This is a genomic window from Xenorhabdus yunnanensis (genome assembly GCF_028598805.1).
Taxonomy (GTDB): domain Bacteria; phylum Pseudomonadota; class Gammaproteobacteria; order Enterobacterales; family Enterobacteriaceae; genus Xenorhabdus; species Xenorhabdus yunnanensis.
Genome location: NZ_JAQRFI010000008.1, coordinates 17,278 through 33,992 on the forward strand (window position 1 = coordinate 17,278; position 16,715 = coordinate 33,992).

Genomic DNA, 16,715 nt, shown 5'->3' on the forward strand with positions numbered 1-16,715 from the left:
CGCTCCCTTGCCGCCGCGACGCATCTTGAAATCTATTGGGTATATATATTCTTCATCTTTCAATTTGCTGTTTTGCTGGCTACTCTGCTACTTGAAATCGACAGGGTGGAGATAGCCAGATAAACCAATTTGATCTGTTTTTCCACCGTACTTCCTGTTTTTCGCGTGTTTTTTCATGCATTGTGAAATTGGAGTTACGGTTCCCTCTTTTTATCTCTATTTTTGCGTAGTGCTTCACAGGTCAAGACATTATTTGCCGATTGCCGCAGATTAAACAAATTTTTTGATATAGAATCCCCGCTCAGTTATAAAAAATTCATCTGCATATTAAAGGGTTATCTATATGTTTATTCTTAACATACGTTCATTCTGGACCAAATTATCTGCTCTTGTGGTTCTGTTTGTCGGTATGTCTTGTCAGCAGGCTTTGGCTCATGCACATTTGAAAGATCAGACTCCTACAGAAAACACAACAGTTGAAGCCGCCCCACAAGCCATTACTCTGAGCTTTTCAGAACGTATTGAACTTGGATTCAGTAAGGTAAAATTGATTGGTCCAGAAAAGACTGCGATTAAAACGGGTAAGTTGGAACTCGATCCTGAAACTAAAACTAAGTTAATTCTGCCAGTTGAAGGCCTGCTTGCTGCGGGTAAATACAGTGTTGACTGGAGTGTACTCTCTGTCGACGGCCATAAGACAAAAGGCGTTTATAGCTTTACTGTAAAATAATGATCTCTCTAGAGGCGCTATACGTATTCTGTCGTTTCTCTCATTTTGTGGTCGTTATGTTGATGTTTGGCCTTAGCTTATTCACGGTAATGCTTGTTTCTGGTCATTTATCGACACTAATGAGAGAACGGTTGAAAGTTGGAGTTTTAATTAGTACTGTACTGGCTTTTATAACCTCGATAGTCTGGTTTATTGTACAAGCTGGATTAATGGGGGATGGCTGGTACGATGTTTATGCTCCGGGTATCTGGCTAGCTGTATTGGGAACCTCGTTTGGGCAAGTATGGAAATGGCAGTTATTGATTGCTGCTTTTGCTGTTGGTGGTTTGTTCCTTTCCAATATTAGGGTCAGAAATTTTCTGTTATTGGGTTGCTCAATCATTTTACTTTCCAGTCATGCTTTCATTGGGCATGCAGCCATGCATGAAGGAAACATAGGGCTATTACTTCAAATCAATCAGGTTATTCATTTACTGAGCGTAGGTTATTGGTTTGGGGGATTGTGGCCATTCTTACTGTGTTTACAATTTTTGTGTTTAAGGCAAACATCAGAAATAAATTTATCCTCTAATAATGCATGTTCAGGTAATGGGGCATATGCAAAAAACATGGGGGAAAAAACAAGCAATGATATAGACAATAATCTGGATAATAGTGAAAATATCGCGATGAATTTATATTCAGACAGCGTATTAGCCATGAGAAAATTCTCTCTTTATGGGCATTTTGCTGTTTTTCTGGTGATTGTGACGGGAATTGTAAGTAGTGTAATTCTAATTCCGGGTTGGCCCATTTTCAGTCGAGCTCTTTCTGAATATCAATCCATGCTATGGCTAAAAATAGTTCTGGTTATTGGTATGGTACTTTTGGCCTTGATAAACCGCTATATTTTAGTTCCAAAATTAAAGCAGAAAAGGTGCTATCAACAATTGATAATCAATAGTTGGTTGGAAATTATTCTGGGTACAACTGCACTGTTATGTGTGGCTATTTTTGCAACACAACCTCCTGCATGATTCTTGAATGGTGGGTGAAAATCCGGGTACATAAACAGAAAAATTAGCGATAAAATCACGATATGTATCTATCAGGAGAATGATAATGAAACGACTATTCTGGGCTCTGCCTTTTTTGCTTTTCTCTTTTCAGGGGGTAGCAGCACCGATAAAAACCATTAGCAAGCTACAGTTTGGCAAACAATGGGCATTTACTCGCGAAGAGGTTATGCTTGATTGTCGATCAGGCGGCGCGTTATTTGTAATAAATCCCAGCACATTAATGCAGTATCCATTGAACGACCGTGCAACACAACTTATGAAATCCAATAAAGTTATTGCATCATCATTAGATACGATCCTCTTAAGTGATCCCGAACATCCTAACCAAAAAATGAGCATTGAGCCATTCCAGAAAGCAGCGTTGGCTTTATGTGATCATTCAGGTGATAAATAGGTGATAAAAAGTAATGGTTAATTGATGTCTTCGGAAGAAAATCATCACTTCATTCAACCGATAATGATTAAAATTTGGTAAATTATTGCATGTCAACTACGCTTTAGATGATAAGTTGTTCTACGTCTCAATGGCAACTTTTGTGTAAGGCTCTTTAACAGAGCTATTTTTCCCTAGGCCGAGTAGAGGAGTAAACTCGGCCTTTTTTTGTTTATCGTAAAGAGCGAGTATTTTTACTCTCTTTTCAATAAATTATCCTATTTTCTTATATGTATAATAAATAAGTGAAAATAAAACAACTGATTAGAATAATGGTAAGGTGTTTTATAATAAGAATATGAATAAGAGCACGATTCTGAGTGCAAGTTAGTTTATCTTTTAATATAAGCTGTGATATAACCCTAAGTTTTATAAGTAAATACTGGTAAAAATAATTAAAGGAAATTTAAATTCAATAAGACAGGTGGCATTCTGAAAAAATTTAAAGTTATAGAGATAGTTTATTCTTAGAAATAACCTGTTAAATATGGTAAAAATATTACATGAAATTATTGTATTCATTTTGTTAAATATTTATTAGTTGTATAGGAGCTTATGGATAGGAATGAATTTTATCAAGAGTTAGCGGATGGTTTGATGGCACTGCTATCGGGTGAGTACGACTTTATCGCTTCTCTTGCTAACACAAGCGCATTGTTATATGAACGTTTGGATAATGTTAATTGGATTGGCTTTTATTTAGTGGATGGTGATACCCTAGTATTAGGGCCATTTCAGGGCAAAAATGCTTGTGTTCGCATTCCTATAGGAAAGGGAGTATGCGGAACGGCTGTAGCAAATAAGAGTATACAGCGTATTTCTGATGTGCATGCTTTCCCTGGTCATATAGCCTGTGATGTCGCCAGTAATGCTGAAATTGTACTTCCTTTGGAAATCAATGGACAAATTATTGGAGTTTTGGATATTGATAGCACGGTTTTTGGTCAGTTTGACGAGAATGATGAAAATGGCTTGAAAGCCTTAGTTATCAGGCTTTGTGAGCATTTGGAACAATGTATTGTTTCAAAATATCTACAATAGAGCCTAACTTAACATATGTATCACCTAGCATTTATCAGCAACGCCATTATAATGTCGCCTGTTCGTGCCTGCGCTGGTTGGCAAAACCGTTGTAATCAGGAAATTTCATGGAAAAGCAACCTAAGTTGAATAGTAGTAAAGAAGTCATTGCTTTCTTGGCTGAGCGTTTCCCGCTTTGTTTCGTGGCAGAAGGTGAAGCACGTCCCTTGAAGATCGGGATCTTCCAGGACATTGTTGAACGTATTCAGGGCGAAGAGTGTTTGAGTAAAACACAGCTTCGTTCTGCTCTGCGTTTGTATACTTCCAGTTGGCGCTATCTCTATGGCGTTAAAGAGGGGGCTCAACGTGTTGACCTTGATGGGAATGCGTGTGGTGAGCTGGAAGTTGAACATATTGAACATGCGCATCAGCAACTGACAGAAGCGAAAGGACGAGTACAGGCCCAACGTGCTGAACAGCGCGCCAAGAAACGTGAAACTGAAAACATATCTGACAAGAAAAGTGAACGCCCTGTGAGTAAAAAGCCGGCTCCTCGCCGTCAGAAGACATCGGGTGATGGTGAAAAACGTCCAGTTCGTTCGCAAAACCGTATGCAACAATCGCGTAAACCTGCAGATAAAACCACAAAGAAAATTGTACAGCCAGAGTTAATCTCAGTTACTGATGTATCCTCTTTGAAAGTCGGGCAGACAATCAAAGTAAATGTAGGAACAAGTTTAATGGATGCATCTGTACTTGAAATTGCAAAAGATGGTGTAAGAGTGCAGTTACCTACAGGTTTAGCAATGATTGTACGCGCAGAACACTTAAAGTTCTGATACGGAGGCCAACTTGGGCATGAACAAACTCATTATTTTGGCTTTCGTTTTAGGTCTATCATTTTTTAGTACAGGTTATGCAGATACTACTAATGGCAATGCAACTAATGGTGGTCATGCTACCAACGCCAATGTCATTAATGGTCACAATACAGCTGTTATTAGTCTGAGTCAGTTGCCAGATCTAAAACCGGAACCGCAGCATCTTACGGTAAGCCCGCGGATTGTTACCCGCTTTCTTCGTTCTCATTATCGCCAGTTTTATTTGGATGCGGATTTTTCAGGAAAAATTTTTGATCGTTACCTGAATCAACTGGATTACTGGCACAATGTTTTTTTGGTATCTGATATCGCGCAGTTTGCGACTCAAAAGGGAAAATTAGGGGAAGAGCTTGAAAAGGGAGAGCTAAAACTTCCTTATGACCTATTTAATTTGATGCAAAAGCGCCGCTTTGAACGTTATCAATATGTGCTTTCTCGTTTAGATCAACCTATTGATTTAAACGGTCATGACACAATTGAAACCGACCGAACTAAAGCTCCGTGGCCAAAGAGTGTTGAGGAACTGAATAAACTTTGGGATGCTAAAATCAAATTTGATTGGATAAATCTCAAGTTATCCGGCAAAAATAATAAAGAAATCAAAGAAACTCTGACCAAACGTTATCGGACGTTGTTGAAACGTCTCACACAAACCAAGAGTGAAGATGTTTTTCAAAATATCATGATGGCTTTTGCCCGTGAAATAGATCCACACACTAGTTATCTTTCACCTCGTGATACAGAACAATTTAATTCAGAGATGAGTTTATCTCTTGAAGGTATCGGTGCTGTTTTACAATATGACGATGAATATATTTCTATTCGTTCATTGCTTGCGGGAGGCCCTGCGGCTAAGAGTAATTCATTGAAAGTTGGGGATAAAATCATTGGTGTTGGACAGGTCGGCAAGCTTATTGTAGATGTTGTTGGATGGCGTTTGGAAGATGTTGTTGCTCTTATCAAAGGGCCGAAGGGGAGTAAAGTCCGCCTTGAAATCACTCCAAGTGAGAAAGGGGCAAAAAACCACATTGTTACCTTGACCCGTGAAAATATTCGTCTTGAAGATAATGCTGTCAAGATGTCGGTGAAAACGGTAGGGAAAGAGAAAGTTGGTGTCTTAGATATACCAAGTTTTTATGTCGGCTTGACTAACGATGTAAAAGTACAATTGCAGAAGCTCACTAAAGAGGGCGCTTCCTCGATTATAATTGATTTGCGAGGCAATGGTGGTGGTGCATTGACAGAAGCTGTATCGTTATCTGGCTTGTTTATTTCTACTGGCCCTGTGGTTCAGATTCGGGATAATACTGGTAGAATTAAAGAAGAATCAGATATGGATGAGGCAATATATTATAAAGGCCCACTGGTTGTTCTGATTGACAATAGAAGTGCTTCTGCGTCTGAAATTTTTGCAGCCGCGATACAAGATTATGGTCGTGGATTAATTGTAGGTGAGCCTACTTTTGGTAAAGGTACTGTTCAGCAATACCGTCCTTTGAATCGTATTTATGACCAAATGCTGCGACCTGAGTGGCCAGAGATTGGCTCTGTACAATATACGATCCAGAAATTTTATCGGATAAATGGCGGTAGCACTCAGCTTAAAGGTGTAACACCTGATCTAATTATGCCAACTGGGGAAGAGCCTTCTGATATAGGGGAAAGCAAAGAAGACAATGCGTTACCTTGGGATAGTATCCAGCCTGCACATTATACTTCCTCGAAAGTAATTTCAGAGTTAACGCCGCTACTGACTAAACTGCATAACCAACGGATTGCTAATGATCCTGAGTTCAAATATATCAAACAGGATATTGCTTACTACAAAGTCATTAAAGAACGTAATGGTGTTTATTCTTTGAACTATGCTCAAAGAGAGAAAGAAAACAAGGAAGACGAAACAAACAAATTGAATCGTATTAATGAGCGCTTTAAACGAGAAGGTAAAAAATCGCTTAAATCACTTGATGATTTACCAAAAGATTATAAAGGGCCAGATCCTTACTTAGATGAATCTGTAAAAATTGCACTGGATTTGGCGAATCAGCCTTTGAAGTAGCTGTAACGAGATAATTTAAAATTAGTTATAAACGAAAGGCCGGCTTGATAGCTGGCCTTTTTATCATATTGTAAAGTTATGTTGTTTCTATCGCTTAGCATCTGAAAAAATTTGAATAATATGGGAAAGTCCCCATCTTAATGGCTTAGCTCTTAGTTGAACTGTTTGATAATTAAAGGAAGCAAATTTATATGATGAGAATCGTCTTGTTCCTTCTCACGAACCTCGCTGTCATGGTGGTGTTTGGAATAATACTTTCACTTACAGGCATTAAGCAGGCTAGTACTACTGGCCTCATGATTATGGCTGGTTTGTTTGGTTTTGGTGGTGCATTCATTTCTTTGTTACTGTCGAAATGGGTGGCTCTGCATTCTGTTGGTGGTCAGGTTATTGAAGAACCTTCCAATGAAACTGAAGCTTGGTTGATGGAAACTGTTCGTCGTCAAGCAGGTCAGGTTGGAATTACTATGCCACAAGTGGCTATCTATGATGCTTTGGATATTAACGCATTTGCTACAGGGGCGCGCCGTAATGCTTCTCTGGTTGCTGTTAGTACAGGGTTACTGGACAACATGAGCCGTGATGAAGCTGAAGCCGTCATTGCACATGAAATTAGCCATATTGCTAATGGTGACATGGTGACGATGACATTGTTGCAGGGGATCGTGAATACGTTTGTTATCTTCATCTCACGTTTCATTGCGAAAGCTGCTGCAGACTTTTTTTCCGGCAACGATGATGAAAATAAAAGCAGTAATGGCAATCCAGTCGTCTACATAGTGATTTCCATGGTGCTGGAGATCGTATTTGGTATTCTGGCAAGTATTATTACCATGTGGTTCTCCCGTTATCGTGAATTCCATGCGGATGCAGGATCAGCGAAATTGGTTGGACGTGAAAAAATGATTGCTGCGTTGCAACGTTTGAAGACCAGCTATGAACCTCAGGAGGAGGGGCCTGTGAAGGCATTCTGTATTAATGGTAAATCTAAGAGTTTCAGTGAGTTGTTCTTATCCCATCCTCCGCTGGATAAGCGTATTGAAGCTCTTCGTAGCGGTGAATATATAAAATAATACTATAAGTTTCTTCTTGGTAAGAATGAGAAAGAGACTTAATCTATAGCAAATATTTAGTAGGTTAGTAGACACAAAGCCGAGCGTCATGATGAATCTCGGCTTTTTTTATCTTCTTTTTAATCTCTTTTATCCACAGAGAAAATGTATGTTGGTGACATAACAGTATGCTTTTCAGAGGAAATTAAAGGGACGAAGGTGTAAACAAGAGGGAAAAAAGTTGTAAAAATGCCCCCTTTGACTGCAAGGTTCAAAGGGGGCTAAGTTTTATCTAGTCTAAATTTAAATTCTACTTTATTAGGTTCGAATTAAAATTGGCTTAACGTCGCTTCTTCGTCTTGCTCAAACACTTCTTTGTTGGTTTTTCCCATCAATTGACTGGTGATTGTACCAGCAGCCATAGCGCCATTAACATTTAATGCTGTGCGTCCCATATCAATAAGAGGCTCAACAGAAATCAGCAGTGCCACTAAAGTGACAGGTAGCCCCATAGCTGGTAAAACAATTAATGCTGCAAATGTTGCTCCACCACCAACGCCAGCGACACCCGCAGAACTGATAGTCACAATTCCCACAAGAGTTGCAATCCACAATGGATCAAAAGGATTAATACCAACGGTTGGTGCAACCATCACTGCCAACATGGCTGGATAAATACCAGCACAGCCATTTTGCCCAATAGTTGCGCCAAAAGAAGCGGAGAAACTGGCGATAGACTCAGGAATACCGAGGCGGCGAGTTTGTGTTTCAACATTTAAGGGAATACATGCAGCGCTTGAACGGCTGGTAAATGCAAATGTCAGTACAGGGCCTGCCTTTTTAAAGAATTTCAGGGGATTAATCCCAGTAAATGCCAAAAGTCCGCCATGTACTACAAACATCAGGCCAAGGGCGATATAGGAAGCAACGACAAAATTACCTAATTGAGTGATATCATGGATATTGGAACTGGCAACAACTTTAGTCATTAAAGCCATTACACCGTATGGGGTAAGGCGCATAACCAATCTAACCAGCTTCATTGCCCATGCTTGCATAGTATCAATGGCAGCCAGGGCTCGGTCACCACGTTCATGATCATCTTTAAGCATTTGTAGTGCAGCGATGCCTAAAAATGCCGCAAAAATTACAACACTAATAATAGAGGTTGGGCGTGCTCCCGTCAGATCAGCAAAGGGATTTTTGGGAATAAAAGAAAGAATAATCTGAGGTACACTCATATCTGCAACTTTGCCAATATAATTGCTTTCAATTGCTGATAAACGAGCAGTTTCCTGAGTGCCTTGAATTAGCCCGGCTGCACTTAGTCCAAATAAATTGGCGATTACAATGCCGATTAGAGCAGAAATCGCTGTAGTGAACAGTAAAGTGCCAATGGTAAAAAAGCTGATTTTTCCTAAGGAAGATGCTTTGTGTAAGCGCGCAACGGCACTTAGGATAGAAGCAAAAACCAACGGCATGATAACCATTTGTAATAATTGTACATAACCATTACCGACGATATTGAACCATTTAATTGATTCTTTCACGGTAACATTGTCTGTTCCATAAATGATGTTTAATGTCAGCCCAAAAATGACACCTACGACTAGAGCCACAAGAACTTTTTTAGACAAGCTCCAATTATTTGAACTCGTTTTTGCTAATAAAATAAGTAGTGCTACAAAAACGAGCACATTAATGATGAGTGGTAAATTCATCCCTAGTCTCCAAAACTTATATACTCTTTATATTTCTAGTTGCAGTGTGCAGCTTGCAATATATGGATATAAGTGTATCTGTATATGATATATATTTTTTTGCATGATATATAATCGTTCTGTATGATGAGAAAAATACTTTTTATCTTTCTCCCAATCCGCTGATTTATAAGCTGTATTTCAATTTGAAATCTATCGAATACATACCATGAAATGCTTAAAGTAGAATGTTATCAGTATAAGAAGTCTCTTACTTATAATTAAATGGAATTTAATATAATTATTTTTTACTAACCAGTTTAATTGGTTATATATATTAATGTATCTCTGTTTGTTTTTTATTCCGATCAGACCATTAACGTGATAATTAGGTGAGTTAAGAGTTCTTTAAGGCAAACAATAAGAAGTAATTAAAAAGAATTGTTTATATTTTTTAGGTAACCCCACTTTTAAGTGGGGTTACGATAGTTTGTTGTATATGGATTGATTAGCTACTTGTAGAAATTCTGTAGCTTATCATGCAGTTTATCGAACTGTATTTTGTCAAATTGTACTTTGTCAAAATAGTGAGAGAATGAAAAATTGATATGTTGTGGAAGGATAATCGCGATCACCACTACCAGTACAGCAATGAAGCGTTCGGCTTTTTTGCGCTCTTTACCTCTAAGAATAGGAATGCAAAAACGTATTCTCAGGGGCCATAAGAGTGGGATACCGGCAGGAGTAAGCATATCAGCAATAAGATGGCTGATGTAACCGATAATCATGGCATGGACAAAGTCAGTTGGAATAGGCCAATCAGAAGGTATTTCAGTCTGGAATAATGTAACCCCTACGAGCAGCGCTAATAAACTATGTGTAAATCCACGATGTCCACATAGACGCGCAATTGGAATGGATATAAAGCGGAATAGTCTACCTAAAGTTGAGCTTGGGTGGTCGATATCTGGTAACAATGAAGCCAGAAGCACGCCGGGAAGCATATGTAACCAGTCTCCCTGTGCTATCTCTGGTGTAATTTCTAGCTGGTGAGCCAATACAAGGCTGGCAACGGAAAAAAGAATGTGCCCTTCTGCTGTCATAACGATTTATACTAATTATTCATGCTGATTGCTGTTTAAACATACAGTGAAGGAGTATAGAGGGTTTTGCATAAGGATGATAGAGGGTAAATAAGAAAAATCTTTTATTTATTAATATATCCCCTTTATTTTTTAAGAGGTTAATATTTGCGCTGCCATATACAGAGAAATAGATATTGGATAATGGCAGCGCGGTGGTTATTAAGTAATATTTTTTATTGTTAATTTTTCCAGCGAATTCAGCTTAATATCAGCCATTGACCAACGGGGATCATCGAAATGGCTGGCAGCAGGAACGACAATCGAGCGCATTCTTGCTGCTTTGGTTGCTATCATGCCGTTAAATGAATCTTCTAATGTGAGACAGTTAATTGGATTGACTCCAAGTTGATTAGCTGCTAACAAATACACTTCGGGATGTGGTTTACTGTAAGGTAAGTGTGCGGCAGAAACTACAGTATCAAAATAATGTCGGAGGCTAAATAATTCGAGTACTTGTTCGAGCATTTCATAGGGAGAGGCAGAGGCCAGACCGATTTTCAATCCACGTTCGCGGCAGAGATTTAAAGCATATTCTACCCCAGGTAGTAAAGGACGTTTTTCTTTAACTGACTGAACTACGTGATTGATGATGCGTTGCTCAACTTCACTTTTGGAGACACCTTGCCAAGGTGATGCTTGATACCATAGCTCAACAACGTGATCGATTCGTAACCCCAGTGTATCAGGTAATACTGCTGCCAAATTCAAATCTAGCCCTAATTCACGGAATACACTTTTTTCGCCTTGTTCCCAATAAGGTTCAGAATCAATCAGCAAGCCATCCATATCAAAAATGGCAGCCTCTATAGATAAACAAAATGACATTTCATATCTCTCCGCGATGATAGTTATGATTAATGAAATTTGATTGTAGCAATTCCAATAAATTAAATCTCGTTATAGGTGATAACAAAGAAAGAAATAGTTTTATAGGAAAAATAAAATAATTACCCTACAAATAGGGTTAAAGTTAGTTCCTTATGAGCTATCATTGAGTAAAAATAAAATGATTTATACCTATGGGGAATGTAATGACGTATCAACAATCTGGATATGTTGCTATTGCTAAACGAATCTTGGGCTGGATTATTTTTGTGCCAGCCCTTTTGTCAACGTTTGTTTCTGTGATTAATCTAGCATGGCGACATGGTGTTAAAGGTGATGGTATTAACGCGGTATTGAATGATTTTCTCAAGATGATGACAGAAATGATTAAATTCAATACACCATTTTTGGATTTTTTCTGGAAACATTCTCCAACTCCTGATTATATTGTTGGAATTACAGGAGAAAATATTAGTTTTCTAGTTATTTATATTCTGATGTTTGTTGGTCTGGCAATGAGTGCGTCGGGGTTAAGAATGTATCGTCAATTTAGATTCATCAAAGAACGCATTGAAGATCAAATGATCCTTGAACATGCGAAGGAAAGTGAAATAACCAAAGAACAATTGGAGGCTAAAATTAAATTTCCCCATCATTCTTTATTCAGCCAGATTTTTATCCTTTATATATCACCAATCATTATCGGTGCAATTGCCTATTTTTTATGTAAATTGTTGGGATGGTAATGTAATAAAATAATAGTTGATAACTGTGCAAGGATGCTCTGCTCAGTATTTTAGTTAAAGTAAATTAATGTTTTTTATGCCGTGAATGATATCCATTTTATTAAAAAATAAAATGTTAACTCAGAGCTAAAAACAATAATTCTTATTTTTAAAGATAATATTTTTCATTTTCAAAGATGGTGTTAATAAAGTTTTTTCATGTCTATTCAGATAAAAGCTTATCAATCATATTTTGTACTACAATAAAGTTATCTCCTCCGAAAAGATTGCATCTATTCAACAAATAATAGAGTTGGTAAATAGATTGGCGCTCAAGGAAATCTTGAGGTAATGGCCAGACACTTTGGTAACCATCAAATATTTGCAAAGGAAGATCCGGGTAAAATGGCAACATTGCCAGATCACATTCACGATCACCCCAATAGCAAGCAGGATCAAAAGTAACTGCACAATTATTGTTCAATGATGCACAGTTCATGGGCCATAGATCGCCATGCAGAAGAGAGGGTTGAGGGTGATGATGATATAATTTTTCACTGACTATTTGGACAATTTGGTTAATATCTCCAAATATCATTCCGTTATCTGCGGCAAGTTGCAATTGCCACCCGATGCGTTTTTCGGCATAAAAATGATTCCAGCGTTTTTGCCACCCATTTGGTTGTATGGTGGTTGCCAGCATGTTATCAAAATCAAAACCAAATTTAGGTTGTTCACTCCATTGATGCAGCTTTGCAAGGTGTTGACCGAAAAGATATGCGCTATGTGCGTTAAATGGTTTTATAGGCAAATGTTCCAGTAACAGGAAGCTATAGTTTCGGTCGTGACCGACACCATAAACATCGGGAACACGGGTTGTTTTGCTGCGAGCCAGCAACTCCAGTTGTTCAGCCTCTGCTTTAAAAATTGGCAACATGTCTTTCACGTTGGATTTGATAAAGATATGTTGTTCACCATATTCAATGTACCAAGCACGGTGAATATCTCCTCCTGCCAATTCCGTTTTATTGTGAATTTCAGCGTCACCAAAATGCTCACTTAATAGATGGTTCACTGCTTGCCACATGGTTCACCTCATTAAGTTGATAATTGCTATGCTTATATTACAGACAGATGCAACATTTGAACAGGTTAAAAGGGGTTTTAATGGAAATTAATAAGGCCATATCTCAAATTTGATATGGCGCTCTATTTTTTAATTTAATTTTTCAGGAGTTGATGATAGTCGAGATGGCATTTTTTCCAACGTTTCTTTGTTTGCTTTTTTACGAGCCAATTTTATTTGGTCATAAATTAGTGCAATAGTGAAGAAAATGGCTTGAATGATTACGATACAGGGGCCTGTTTCGGCATCAATATGGAAGCTGATGATTGTTCCAAGTACGCTGGATGATACAGAAGCAATCATTGCCACAATGAGCATATGATCAAAACTCCGGCAAAGCATAAAAGCAATAATGCCCGGTGAGATTAACATTGCAATGACTAGGATGATGCCAACGGCTTGTAATGATGCGACAATTGTTAGGGCCAACAGAGATAACAATCCGTAATGAAGTAGTTTCACAGGAAGACCAATCACTCGTGCCTGATTAGGATCGAAGCAGTAGAGCATGAAATCTTTTCTCTTTAGCAACACAATAGCCAGCGTGATCCCTGCAAAGCACAGCGTTTGGAATAATTCATGCTGGGTAATACCGAGTATGCTGCCGAATAGAATGTGTGTCAGGTGTTGATCCGTATCTATACGAGTAAACAGTACTAACCCAAATGCAAACATGCCTGAGAAAACAATACCCATAACAGTATCTTCTTTGATTCTGCTATGTTCTTTGAGATACCCAGTGGCAAATGCACAAAATATACCGGAGAGGAACGCACCTACTGCAAGTGGTATACCTGCGACAAAAGCGAGTACGATACCGGGTAAAACAGCATGGGAAATAGCATCTCCCATCAATGACCAGCCTTTTAAAACCAAGAAACAGGAAAGCACTGCACAGACAGCTCCCACAATAATGGCAGCAAAGATGGCTCGTCGCATAAACTCATGCATGAAGGGTTCAGTAATTAATTCAATAAATGTGTTCATGAGCGTCGTTCCTGAATCAATGACAGAGATTCTTTTTTAGCTCGTCTGCGGGAGGCCAACATGCCATGTTTTGGGGCAAAGAAAAATGTGAGTAAGAAAATCACTGTTTGTATTGTGACAATGACACCTCCGGTTGCACCATTGAGGAAATAACTCAGATATGTGCCGATACCACTTGTGAGTGAACCGATGGTGACAGCAATGATCAACAAGTGTTTAAACCTATCTGTTAATAAATAGGCTGTTGCGCCCGGAGTTACTACCATTGCGATAACTAAAATAGCACCTACTGTTTGTAATGCAGCAACTGTACAGGCGCTTAATAAAGTGAAGAAAATGATTTTTAACCGTAATGGTGACAACCCGATAGAGCGTGCATGAGTTTCATCAAAGAAAACAACCAATAAATCTTTCCAAAGTATCATTAAGGTAATAAAGGAAATTGAGATAATGATTTCAACTTGTAAAACATCTTCATCAGCGATTCCCAGAATATTGCCCATAATAATGGTTTGTACATTTACGGATGTAGGGTTTAAAGAAACGATCAATAACCCGACGGCAAAAAAAGTAGAGAAGATAAAACCGATCACCGCATCTTCACGTAACCGAGTAATATGACGAACCAGTGTCATTGATAGTGCGGCGAGCATCCCCGTAAAAAAAGCGCCACCTGCATAAGGTAAACCGAGAGCATAAGCTCCTGCCACGCCAGGTACAACAGAGTGGGAGAGGGCATCTCCCATCAACGACCAACCTTTTAGCATCAGGTAAGCGGATAAGAAAGCACAAACAGCCCCAACAATGGCACTTACCCACATGGCTTTTACCATGTAGTTGTAACTGAATGGTTGTAAAAGTAGTTCCATCATGGTTGGTTGTCCTTTTGTTTTGGGCTTTGCCGCGGTGGAACATGATGATCATGTCCGTAAAAGACGGCAGCACGTTCGTCATCAGTAATGACTGTTAGTGAGCGTGGGTCATCATCTTCATGTAATTCAGGGCCGGAAAGATTAATATGACGCAAAATACCACCAAAGGTGATTTCCAGATTTTTTTGAGTAAAAGTGTTTTCTGTGTGACCACTTGCGAGCACAGTGCGGTTGATCAAAATAACGTGATCACAAAATTCAGGGACACTGCCGAGGTTATGCGTTGATACTAAGATCAAATGCCCTTCGTCACGTAAATCACGGAGCAAATCAACAATGGCATTTTCTGTTTTAACATCTACTCCGGTAAAAGGTTCATCCAGCAGCAAAACTTTCCCTTCCTGAGCCAATGCGCGGGCTAAAAATGCTCGTTTTTTCTGACCACCTGAAAGTTCACCAATTTGGCGATCACGTAATCCTGCCAGCCCGACACGTCCAAGTGCTTCATTGACGATTTCGTGATCACGCTTGCTGGGACGGCGCAAGAACCCCATTTTTCCATAGCGTCCCATCATTACAACATCGGAAACCAAAACTGGAAAATTCCAATCTACATCTTCGGTTTGAGGAACATATGCGATGATATTTTGCTTTAATGCGGTTTTGATAGGTTGATCGTTGAGGGTAACTTTTCCTTGTGAAGGTGTTACTAATCCCATGATTGTTTTGAATAATGTGGATTTTCCGCTGCCATTCATGCCAACTAGCGCACAAATTGTGCCGCCGGTAATATCAAAACTGGCGTCATAAATAGCAGTGTGTCCGTTATTGTAAGTGACGGTGGCGTTATCCACAATTAAATGGGGGTGCTCAAATAATGGCTGTTGGTTTAATGATGAGCGATTCATTGATTAAATCCTTTTGCAATGGTGTCTACAGTAGTATTCAGTAGATCAATATAAGTTGGTACTGGCCCTTTTTGAGCGGAAAGAGAATCTACATAAAGTACTTCGCCATAACGGGCCCCTGTTTCTTTACTGACTTGTTTTGCCGGCTTATCTGAAACAGTACTTTCACTGAAGACAACTGGGATTTTATTGGCCCTTACTGTATCAATAACACGGCGAACCTGTTGAGGAGAACCTTGTTCCTCAGCATTGATTGGCCATAAGTATACTTCTTTGAAACCATAATCTTGTGTGAGATAACTGAAAGCTCCTTCACTGGTTACCAGCCAGCGTTGTTCTTCTGGAATACGGGAAAGACGTTCTCTGAGAGGCACATCCAGTTGAGCTATTTTTTCTGCGTAAGCTTTGGCATTGCGATTGTAAACTTCGGCATTCTTTGGATCGTATTTGACAAAAGCTTTACGGATATTTTCGATATAAATCAGCGCATTTTTGGGTGACATCCAAGCATGGGGATTAGAGTTTTTATTGTAGAGTCCTTCACGGACAGGTAAAGGAATAATGCCTTCGGTTATAACAGCAGAAGGTATATCTTTCATATTTTCAAAAAAGCGTTCGAACCAGCGTTCTAAATTTAAGCCATTCCAGAGGATAAGGTCTGCACGCTGTGCTTTGATGATATCTTTGGGAGTTGGTTGATAATCGTGGATTTCTGCACCTGGCTTTGTGATTGATTCGACAATTGCGGCATCCCCTGCGACATTTTGAGCCATATCTTGAATAATAGTAAATGTCGTGACTACCCTGAATTTTTTGTCCGCATGAGCTTGTTGACTGAATAGCATTATTGTGAATAGGGCAATCACCAGATTGAATATCGTAAAAGTAGAAAGCGAACGTTTTTTGTTCATTATGGTAAACCTTACTTGTTATATATATTATTGATAATGATTATCAGTATCATTTTGGTAAAGTCAAGATGATAACGAATGAAATTGATAATAGACTCGATAATCACTCTTTAAGTTTCTGTTGCTTGATATTATAGTGATAAACTTCATGCGAACAAAAAAACAGCATTTTGTCCAGAGTTAACCCTGATCAATTAAGAAATTTATTTTGATAAATAACAGAAAAATATTTTTGGCTTATCGGTAAAATTATATATGCTTTATAGGGTTAATTTTATTTAGG

The 16,715-nt window shown here is 38.8% G+C and carries 16 protein-coding genes; 8 read left to right on the forward strand and 8 right to left on the reverse strand.

Annotated elements, in window-relative coordinates:
- The first annotated feature begins 343 nt into the window (after window positions 1-343).
- The 7 genes from copC to htpX all read left to right on the forward strand — a co-directional run bounded on the left by copC (window position 344) and on the right by htpX (window position 7,254).
- On the forward strand, window positions 344-730 hold the full coding sequence (gene copC, locus PSI23_RS04980; protein ID WP_273554046.1) for a copper homeostasis periplasmic binding protein CopC: 387 nt from the start codon (window positions 344-346) through the stop codon (window positions 728-730).
- Entirely contained in the window at window positions 730-1,746 is a 1,017-nt protein-coding gene (locus PSI23_RS04985; RefSeq protein ID WP_273554047.1) for a CopD family protein, read from the forward strand. The genes copC and PSI23_RS04985 overlap by 1 nt, the downstream gene beginning before the upstream one ends.
- Window positions 1,747-1,831: 85 nt before the next feature.
- Window positions 1,832-2,182 carry a YebY family protein gene (locus PSI23_RS04990; protein ID WP_273554048.1) on the forward strand — a complete coding sequence of 117 codons (351 nt, stop codon included), beginning with the start codon at window positions 1,832-1,834 and terminating at the stop codon, window positions 2,180-2,182.
- Window positions 2,183-2,776: 594 nt separating this feature from the next.
- A complete protein-coding gene (gene msrC, locus PSI23_RS04995; RefSeq protein ID WP_273554049.1) occupies window positions 2,777-3,262 on the forward strand; it encodes a free L-methionine (R)-S-oxide reductase MsrC in 486 nt (161 codons plus the stop codon).
- Window positions 3,263-3,369: 107 nt separating this feature from the next.
- The gene (gene proQ / locus PSI23_RS05000) at window positions 3,370-4,080 is read left to right on the forward strand and encodes an RNA chaperone ProQ (protein ID WP_273554050.1); all 711 of its coding nucleotides are present in this window, start codon (window positions 3,370-3,372) and stop codon (window positions 4,078-4,080) included.
- Window positions 4,081-4,099: 19 nt separating this feature from the next.
- Window positions 4,100-6,181, forward strand: coding sequence for a carboxy terminal-processing peptidase (prc, locus tag PSI23_RS05005; protein ID WP_273554051.1), 2,082 nt, complete (start codon window positions 4,100-4,102; stop codon window positions 6,179-6,181).
- A gap of 191 nt (window positions 6,182-6,372) precedes the next feature.
- Window positions 6,373-7,254: a protease HtpX gene (gene htpX, locus PSI23_RS05010; protein WP_273554052.1), complete on the forward strand. Its 882-nt coding sequence runs from the start codon at window positions 6,373-6,375 to the stop codon at window positions 7,252-7,254.
- A 308-nt stretch (window positions 7,255-7,562) separates the two neighbouring features.
- Here htpX and PSI23_RS05015 read toward each other — a convergent pair whose 3' ends face one another.
- The 3 genes from PSI23_RS05015 to hxpB form a co-directional block, all read right to left on the reverse strand.
- Window positions 7,563-8,954, reverse strand: coding sequence for an L-cystine transporter (locus PSI23_RS05015; RefSeq protein ID WP_273554053.1), 1,392 nt, complete (start codon window positions 8,952-8,954; stop codon window positions 7,563-7,565).
- 491 nt (window positions 8,955-9,445) lie between these two features.
- Complete coding sequence (locus tag PSI23_RS05020) at window positions 9,446-10,036, reverse strand: metal-dependent hydrolase (protein ID WP_273554054.1); 591 nt, start codon at window positions 10,034-10,036, stop codon at window positions 9,446-9,448.
- Between the two features lie 201 nt (window positions 10,037-10,237).
- Window positions 10,238-10,903 carry a hexitol phosphatase HxpB gene (gene hxpB, locus PSI23_RS05025; RefSeq protein WP_273554055.1) on the reverse strand — a complete coding sequence of 222 codons (666 nt, stop codon included), beginning with the start codon at window positions 10,901-10,903 and terminating at the stop codon, window positions 10,238-10,240.
- A 206-nt stretch (window positions 10,904-11,109) separates the two neighbouring features.
- Here hxpB and PSI23_RS05030 point away from each other — a divergent pair, with 206 nt between their 5' ends.
- Window positions 11,110-11,649, forward strand: coding sequence for a YniB family protein (locus PSI23_RS05030; RefSeq protein ID WP_273554056.1), 540 nt, complete (start codon window positions 11,110-11,112; stop codon window positions 11,647-11,649).
- 202 nt (window positions 11,650-11,851) lie between these two features.
- On the opposite strand, the gene PSI23_RS05035 is transcribed toward PSI23_RS05030, so the two are convergent.
- The 5 genes from PSI23_RS05035 to PSI23_RS05055 all read right to left on the reverse strand — a co-directional run bounded on the left by PSI23_RS05035 (window position 11,852) and on the right by PSI23_RS05055 (window position 16,432).
- Window positions 11,852-12,715, reverse strand: a complete 864-nt coding sequence (locus PSI23_RS05035; RefSeq protein ID WP_273554057.1) for a fructosamine kinase family protein — start codon at window positions 12,713-12,715, stop codon at window positions 11,852-11,854.
- A 129-nt stretch (window positions 12,716-12,844) separates the two neighbouring features.
- A complete protein-coding gene (locus PSI23_RS05040; RefSeq protein WP_273554058.1) occupies window positions 12,845-13,741 on the reverse strand; it encodes a metal ABC transporter permease in 897 nt (298 codons plus the stop codon).
- The gene (locus PSI23_RS05045; RefSeq protein WP_273554059.1) at window positions 13,738-14,613 is read right to left on the reverse strand and encodes a metal ABC transporter permease; all 876 of its coding nucleotides are present in this window, start codon (window positions 14,611-14,613) and stop codon (window positions 13,738-13,740) included. Before PSI23_RS05045 ends, PSI23_RS05040 begins: the two co-directional genes overlap by 4 nt.
- Window positions 14,610-15,521, reverse strand: a complete 912-nt coding sequence (locus PSI23_RS05050; protein WP_273554060.1) for a manganese/iron ABC transporter ATP-binding protein — start codon at window positions 15,519-15,521, stop codon at window positions 14,610-14,612. Before PSI23_RS05050 ends, PSI23_RS05045 begins: the two co-directional genes overlap by 4 nt.
- Complete coding sequence (locus tag PSI23_RS05055) at window positions 15,518-16,432, reverse strand: metal ABC transporter substrate-binding protein (RefSeq protein WP_273554061.1); 915 nt, start codon at window positions 16,430-16,432, stop codon at window positions 15,518-15,520. The genes PSI23_RS05050 and PSI23_RS05055 overlap by 4 nt, the downstream gene beginning before the upstream one ends.
- Between the last annotated feature and the right edge of the window lie 283 nt (window positions 16,433-16,715).

Coding starts and splice junctions, on each gene's coding strand:
- hxpB (WP_273554055.1), bottom strand. CDS start 10,903: ATGTCATTTTGTTTATCTATAGAGGCTGCCATTTTTGATATGGATGGC.
- PSI23_RS05035 (WP_273554057.1), bottom strand. CDS start 12,715: ATGTGGCAAGCAGTGAACCATCTATTAAGTGAGCATTTTGGTGACGCT.
- PSI23_RS04990 (WP_273554048.1), top strand. CDS start 1,832: ATGAAACGACTATTCTGGGCTCTGCCTTTTTTGCTTTTCTCTTTTCAG.
- PSI23_RS05015 (WP_273554053.1), bottom strand. CDS start 8,954: ATGAATTTACCACTCATCATTAATGTGCTCGTTTTTGTAGCACTACTT.
- proQ (WP_273554050.1), top strand. CDS start 3,370: ATGGAAAAGCAACCTAAGTTGAATAGTAGTAAAGAAGTCATTGCTTTC.
- PSI23_RS05020 (WP_273554054.1), bottom strand. CDS start 10,036: ATGACAGCAGAAGGGCACATTCTTTTTTCCGTTGCCAGCCTTGTATTG.
- PSI23_RS05040 (WP_273554058.1), bottom strand. CDS start 13,741: ATGAACACATTTATTGAATTAATTACTGAACCCTTCATGCATGAGTTT.
- PSI23_RS05045 (WP_273554059.1), bottom strand. CDS start 14,613: ATGATGGAACTACTTTTACAACCATTCAGTTACAACTACATGGTAAAA.
- htpX (WP_273554052.1), top strand. CDS start 6,373: ATGATGAGAATCGTCTTGTTCCTTCTCACGAACCTCGCTGTCATGGTG.
- PSI23_RS04985 (WP_273554047.1), top strand. CDS start 730: ATGATCTCTCTAGAGGCGCTATACGTATTCTGTCGTTTCTCTCATTTT.
- PSI23_RS05055 (WP_273554061.1), bottom strand. CDS start 16,432: ATGAACAAAAAACGTTCGCTTTCTACTTTTACGATATTCAATCTGGTG.
- prc (WP_273554051.1), top strand. CDS start 4,100: ATGAACAAACTCATTATTTTGGCTTTCGTTTTAGGTCTATCATTTTTT.
- msrC (WP_273554049.1), top strand. CDS start 2,777: ATGGATAGGAATGAATTTTATCAAGAGTTAGCGGATGGTTTGATGGCA.
- PSI23_RS05050 (WP_273554060.1), bottom strand. CDS start 15,521: ATGAATCGCTCATCATTAAACCAACAGCCATTATTTGAGCACCCCCAT.
- copC (WP_273554046.1), top strand. CDS start 344: ATGTTTATTCTTAACATACGTTCATTCTGGACCAAATTATCTGCTCTT.
- PSI23_RS05030 (WP_273554056.1), top strand. CDS start 11,110: ATGACGTATCAACAATCTGGATATGTTGCTATTGCTAAACGAATCTTG.